Source organism: Paraclostridium benzoelyticum, assembly GCF_001006285.1.
Lineage (GTDB): Bacteria > Bacillota > Clostridia > Peptostreptococcales > Peptostreptococcaceae > Paraclostridium > Paraclostridium benzoelyticum.
This window is the reverse complement of sequence record NZ_LBBT01000228.1, coordinates 1-7,068: the sequence shown is the minus strand read 5'-3', so window position 1 is coordinate 7,068 and position 7,068 is coordinate 1. Positions and strand designations below refer to the sequence as shown.

5 protein-coding genes are annotated in these 7,068 nt (G+C 26.1%); 1 reads left to right on the top strand and 4 read right to left on the bottom strand.

The features are described 5' to 3' along the window. The coding region (locus VN21_RS11375) for an oligosaccharide flippase family protein (protein ID WP_046823385.1) at positions 1–1,391 on the bottom strand (1,391 nt) is incomplete at its 3' end. A 73-nt stretch (positions 1,392–1,464) separates the two neighbouring features. After that, positions 1,465–3,033 (bottom strand): ClC family H(+)/Cl(-) exchange transporter, encoded by a 1,569-nt coding sequence (locus tag VN21_RS11370; RefSeq protein ID WP_046823384.1) that lies wholly within the window; start codon positions 3,031–3,033, stop codon positions 1,465–1,467. A gap of 177 nt (positions 3,034–3,210) precedes the next feature. Between VN21_RS11370 and VN21_RS11365 the strand changes: the two genes are divergently transcribed. Next, positions 3,211–3,759, top strand: coding sequence for a metal-dependent hydrolase (locus tag VN21_RS11365; RefSeq protein ID WP_046823383.1), 549 nt, complete (start codon positions 3,211–3,213; stop codon positions 3,757–3,759). Between the two features lie 71 nt (positions 3,760–3,830). Here VN21_RS11365 and VN21_RS17910 read toward each other — a convergent pair whose 3' ends face one another. After that, positions 3,831–5,696: a hybrid sensor histidine kinase/response regulator gene (locus VN21_RS17910; RefSeq protein ID WP_052952051.1), complete on the bottom strand. Its 1,866-nt coding sequence runs from the start codon at positions 5,694–5,696 to the stop codon at positions 3,831–3,833. Positions 5,697–5,791: 95 nt separating this feature from the next. Beyond that, a complete protein-coding gene (locus VN21_RS11355) occupies positions 5,792–6,937 on the bottom strand; it encodes a sensor histidine kinase (RefSeq protein ID WP_064503613.1) in 1,146 nt (381 codons plus the stop codon). Positions 6,938–7,068 lie beyond the last annotated feature (131 nt).

The window sequence follows — 7,068 nt, the reverse complement described above, 5'->3', positions numbered from 1 at the left end:
CCTATAAATGAAGCTATTATAACAGATACACCTATGCATAAAATTGGTTTTATAACCCAATTAAACATTTTAAATTGTAACTTGGTAGTTTTTAAAACATTTATCATATTCAATCCAAAGTTAATAATATTACTTATAAATATAACTAATATAAACCCTTCTATGCCCTTTGTAGGTATTATAAAGTATATTATAAGAATTCTAATAACCATATCAAATAAATTTATTTTTAACAATGCAACTTGCTTGTTTAAAGAATTTAAAATCCCATCCATTATTCTTTCTAAATACATTATAGGTATTACTGGGGCTAAAATTCTAATTATAGGCCCTATATCTTTATTGCTATAAACTGCCATTCCTATATCGCTTGCAAATGCAATAAAAACACCTGATGCAAATATTGATATTATAAATGTTATTCTAAATACATTAGAAATTATAAAATTTACCATTTTATTCCTATTTAATGAGTGTGCTTCTGATATTTCTGGTATTATCAAAGTTGCAAATGAACTTAAAAATACTGCTGGAAAATTTATTATAGGAAGCGCCATACCTTTTATCATTCCAAATATTGATAAAGATGCCGAAATCGAAGTCCCAGACATTCTAAGAGCATTAGGTATTAATATATCTTCTATAGTCCTAAGTCCACTTTGAATATATGAACTTGATGCTATTGGAAATGCTATTTTACTTATGTCACTAATTCTACATTCATTGTAATTGCTACAACATACAGTTCTACTTAATGGTCTTGTTTTAAGTGCACACAATATGTAGGCATATATACAAGATACTATATTACCTACAGCCATACCTACACATATAAGTGCGCATATATTTTCTATGTTAGCATCTATAAATATAGTAATAGCTGCTATAGAAATTGCCATCATTAATAAATGTTCTAAAATTTCTGCTGAAACAGACTTAACAACTTCCCTCGCTCCATAAAAGTAACCACTTAAACAAGAAGAAATTCCTATAAACGGTAAACTATAAGCTAATATTTTTAATGATAGTACAGATCTTACATCGTTTAAAAATACATTGCCTATATATTCCGCTCCATAAAAAAGTACAATAGATGTTAATACACTGAAAAACAAACTGTATATACATCCTTTATTTACTATAGTTCTGATACCCTTATTATTTCCTTTTCCTACTTGTTCTGCAACAAGCCTTGTAATTGCTATTCTGATTCCAGCACTCGAAAATGTTACAGCCATAATATATACAGACATTATAAGCTGATACAATCCCATTCCTTCCGGTCCTATTTTTTTGGATAAATATACCCTGAAAAACATAGATATAAATCCAAATATAATAGTTGAGAATGTCATTATTATTGCATTTATTATAAGCTTTTTTCTTCTCATGCAATCACCTATCATATATCAAATTTGTACCTTGTACATTTTTAATATATATGTGATTGAGCTCAATAAAATTCTATAATAATTTTATATTAGATGTTAAATCTGTTACATAGTCTAAAGCACATGCAGAATTTTCTTCATCTGCCATTATAGTTAAATAATCTCCTCCAATTAAAGTAGTATCTCCTTTTGGAATTATCTCTTTACCTCCTCTTGTTATCGATACTATCAAACAATTTTCTGGCCATTTTACATCTTTTACCTGTTTATGCTCTATTTCACACCCTAAATGAACCGCAACTTCCATCAGACTTTTTCTAGATGAGTTAGATTCAAATTTGTTATTGCCACTCTCTAAGCATCTTTCAAGTAAACTTTCATATATAGGTTCAGATTTAAATAAATCAGATGTTATATATGCAATTATACATACAATAGAAAGTGATAATAAGTGATTAAAGCTTCCTGTCATCTCACATATTAATATAATTCCAGTTATAGGTGCTTTTACTATAGATGCAAAATTTCCAGCCATAGCAAGTATTATAAAATTTAATATATACATACTTGGTATATCAAATACATTAACTGCTACTATTCCAAATATATTTCCAATTAATGCTCCAAGAACTAATAAAGGGAAAAATATCCCTCCAGGTACCCCTGATCCAAATCCTACAAATGTAAGTAAATATTTAATCAATAAAAATAATAATAGCATTTTTAATGTCATTGAGCTTTTATCTAAAGACATTATAAGTTCATGTCCTCCACCTAATAAAATTGGTGCAGTTAATCCCACGACACCAGTTATTAAAAATGGGATTATTACTTTTATCTCAGTGCTTAATTTTGATTTTTTAAACATATATTGGGTTTTTAAAATTCCACTGTTAAATATAACTCCACTTATCCCAACTATAATACCTAATAGTATCAAAAGCCAATAATATTTTAAATCTAAAGCTCTAACACCTACAAAGTTAAGTGATTTCCCAATTCCTAGAAATGTTTTTGTAATAAAGTCAGACGTTAATGCAGATGCCATAACTGAAAGTAAAACTAATGGCGAAAAGTTTTTATGAACCTCCTCTAATGCAAACATTACTCCTGATATCGGTGCATTAAAAGCCGCTGCTAATCCTGCACTTGCTCCACTAGTTATTAAATATTTTTCTTCAACACTAACTCTTTTAAAAACTTTTGAAAATCCTTCGCCTATACTAGCTCCCATTTGAACAGAAGGGCCTTCTCTTCCAAGTGATAAACCTGCTCCTAATGCTATAAGCCCACCTACAAATTTATTTATTAAAACACTTACCCAGCTTCCTTTTAATTTTTTCATTAGTATTCCTTCTACCTGAGGTATACCACTACCACTAATTAATGGCACCTTTTTCACCATAAGTCCTACTATATATCCACTTATGATTAATAATCCAAATAGTAAAATAGTATTTATTAAATTTCCTTTACTATTAGAGTAAAACCACATAAATACATTAGTTACTTTTTCTAATAATATTCTGTGAAGTACTATCGTAACTCCAACAATCGCTCCTATTATAGTACTTTCTAATATAAGTTTAAATTTTAAATTTTCAGTATGCTTTAATAGATTACACGTTTTTTCTTTGTCCATTTAGTTTCCTCCTTTTTTCCCCATCATTTTAATTATACTACTAATTACACTTTTTTTAAATTGTATACAGTATATTATTTTAAAATAAATTAAGTTTTTATATTTGTTCGATTCCATATTCATTTTTTTTGATATATAATAAGGTTTAAATAACCAATTATTAGAAAGGGTATTTTAATGACAAAGGAAACACATTCATCTGGAGGATACTTAATTGCAGCTCTTACGTTTTCTGCTTTTAGCAATGTATATTTAGATAACTTTAATACTTTATATAAATTGATGCTTTTTTTTATTTATTTTCAGTTTGCTAATTTAGGATCTTTATTACCCGATTTAGATACTAGAAAGTCTTATATGAGTAAAAAATGGCCTCACTTGTCAAAGTTTATTTCAAAGCGAACAAAACATAGAGGTTTTACTCATAGTATTTTATTTCTATTAATTCTATCAGAATTTTTAAAATTAATAGTTTTAATAGGAGATAAAAATATTATATTAATTTGTTCCTCATATGGTATGTTTTTGGGATATGCCTCTCATATATTATTAGATATTTTCACATATGAAGGTGTTGATTTATTTTTCCCTTTAGGTTTTAATTTCAAACTATCTAGATTAAAAACCAGTTCAAAAGGTGAGAGATATGTTAATAAGGTTTTAAAATTTATTTCTATAAATTTAATATTGTATAACTTATACTACTTACTCAATATAAAAATTTAATATGATAATCTACTAAAAACAGCCTAAATCAAGTAATTTTTACTACACACTTGATTTTAGGCCGTTTAATCTTAATATATATCAGAAAACTCTATCTGTATTTTTTTATCTATATTAATAGATTCATTTTGAATAGAATTTTTACTTGAACCCTGTAAAACTATTTGATTTGGAATTTTCACTTCAAACTCTGTTCCAACTCCTATTTCACTTTTTACACTTATAGTTCCATCATGCAATTCCACTAAGGATTTAACTATAGAAAGTCCAATTCCACTACCTTCACTTATTTTAGTCAACCTATTATCAACTTGTTTAAATTTTTCAAAAACATCATTAATTTTATCTTTAGGTATCCCTACTCCAGTATCTTTAATGCTTATATCTATATGTTCTGGATTACATCTAATCCCAACATCTATTTGACCGTTTTCTTTATTATATTTTATTGCATTAGATAATAAGTTTAGTATCACTCTCTCCATTTTGTCACTATCAAAAGATATAATTTTCTCTTCTTGGTCAGTGTCAAAAATTAGATCTATATTTTGAGACTTACTAAACTCTACAACCGAATCGCATATGTTTTCTACAAAGCTTACTATATCTTGATTTTGAGGATTATAATCTACACAACCTGAATCAATTCTGGTTGAATCAATTAAATTATTAACTAACTTTAAAAGCCGCATTCCATTTTGATCTATTATATTTAAATATCTTATTAATATATTAATATCACCTTTTTCTATCTTTGGAATACTTTGATCTATTAACTGAACTGATGAAAATATTAAATTTAATGGAGTTCTAAATTCATGAGTTAAATTTGAAAAAAAGTCTAATCTAAGTTTCTCAAGCTCTCTTTCGGTGGCTTTTTTTTGAGTTAAATCTATTATAATCCCAATTACACCTATTACTTTTTTTCTATAATCCCATAAAGGAACCTTAGTAATTTCTACGTATTTGTCTCCTGAATTTCTTTCCATAAAATCTTCATTTACATTTGTAATTTTATGTTTGATCACTTTATTATCAGCTTCTCTATACTCAATTATTTTTTCTTCTTTTAAATTTAAATCGTAATCTTTCTTACCAATAATTTTTTTTCTATCTAATTCTAGTAATTCTCCAAAAGCTTCATTACAGTACAAATATACCCCTTGGACATCTTTATAAAAAATAGGTATAGGTAAGTTGTCTACAATTATTTCTAGCATTTTGTTTCTATTTTCTATCCCTATTGGTGTCTTTGAGTTTACATAATCATAAATTTTAAATCCATATGTTCCTATAACATTTTTATCTTCATCAATCATTGGATGTATAAAAATACTAACCCATTTATTATCCTCAAATATTATTTTTTCAATAGCATCTTCTTTTTTATCTAATATTAACTTTTCATATTCTTCCATATGTTCAAATCCATTGTGAATTTCAAGTTCTTTATTTTTCTTACCTATTATTTCCCCTTTAGGCATGCCAACTAATTCTTCAAAGTTTCTATTAACCTTTATGTATCTACCATTAATATCTTTTGTCCAAATTATGGCTTTTAAATTATTTTGAATTAGTAAATTGTAATTGCTACTTACATGATAAACCTGAAACCACATATAAAAATTATCATATTTATCTATATTTAAAGTTACTTTATATATATCTTTTAAATTACAAACATATTGATACCTTGTAAAGTTATTATTACTTACTTCATCAAATAATTCAATTTCATCTTTTGATATCCCTAATATCTCACATACATCCTTATTTAATATCGTATCCTCACTTTCCATTTTTAATTTTTTTAGTAATAATTCATTTCCACCCTTAATTATATAGTCAAAGCTTCCATTTTTGTTACTTATACGTTTTCCCCATACATACGGTATAGGACATACTTGTAAAACATCTTCATAACTATGAACGATCAAATTTATCTCCCCTTATTCTGTATACCGAATTTATACTTTAATTATAGCAAATAAATACAAAAATCTCGATTACAATTTGTAATCGAGACCTTTGTTTATGCATAAATATCAGAAAATTCTACTTTTATTTTTTCTATATAAGAATTTTGTAGGTTCTTTTCTATTATATTACATTCATATTCTTCTTCTATTTCAGCAGGTATACTTATCTTAAATGTTGTGCCAAGTCCAAGCTCACTCTCAACATCTATATAACCTCCATGCATATCAACTAAGCTTTTTACTAAGTATAATCCAATTCCACTACCTTCTCCACTTCTTATAGTATTATTTTCTACTTGCTTAAATCTTTCAAATATAGAATTTAATTTATTTTGAGGTATTCCTATTCCATCATCAGATATTTCTATTTCTAACATTTCATTTGATTCTCTTATATAAATTTCTATTTTCCCTTGTTCTTTTGTAAACTTAATTGAATTAGATAGTATATTTAGTATTATTCGTTCCATTTTGTCTAAATCGAAAGAAATTATTTTTTCTTCTATCTCAGTATCAAATATAACTTCTATATTTTTTTGCTTAGCAAAGTCTACAATAGATTGACAAATACTTTCTACAAAATATACAATATCATAGTTTTGAGGATTATATTCAAAGTATCCAGATGTTATTTTGTTTGAATCAATTAGATTGTTTACCAATTTAAGTAATCTATATGTGTTTTGAGTTGCCATATTTATATATTTTGTGATTGATTGATCTTCTTTCTTTTCTATATTTTTTAATTTTAAGTCCAAAACTTGAAGTGAGCTAAAGATTATATTTAACGGCGTTCTAAGTTCATGAGATAGATTTGCGAAAAAATCACCTCTTATTTTGTTGTTTATCTCATGTTCTATTTGTTCATTTTTATCAACAAACCAAATTACATAATTGTTATCATATAAGTTTGTAGATATTAATTCAAAGTTTGCGCTACTATTTTTAACATTAACACTTACTTTTTTTTCATTTATTATATGTTCAAATATATCTATGCTTTTATTTCCATCTAAAATATGAAATTTTTCTTCGCCTACTATCTTAGTTTCATCTGTATCTAAAATGTTTTTTAATGTTTCACTTATAAAATTGATTTTTATTACATTTTTTTTATCTGTTATTGTGCATATTTCTCCAACTATATATGGAGTAGGCGAGGATTTTAATATATCTTCCTCAATACATTTATATTTCATTTTACCCCCCACTTATAAAAACCACATTAAAAATAATTCTATTTAAAATTTCTATTTTTTTCTCATGATTCCCTTTGATATTTTCTTTTTTTTTTTAGACATTTTATTTAAAACCAAACAAATTAAAGTAT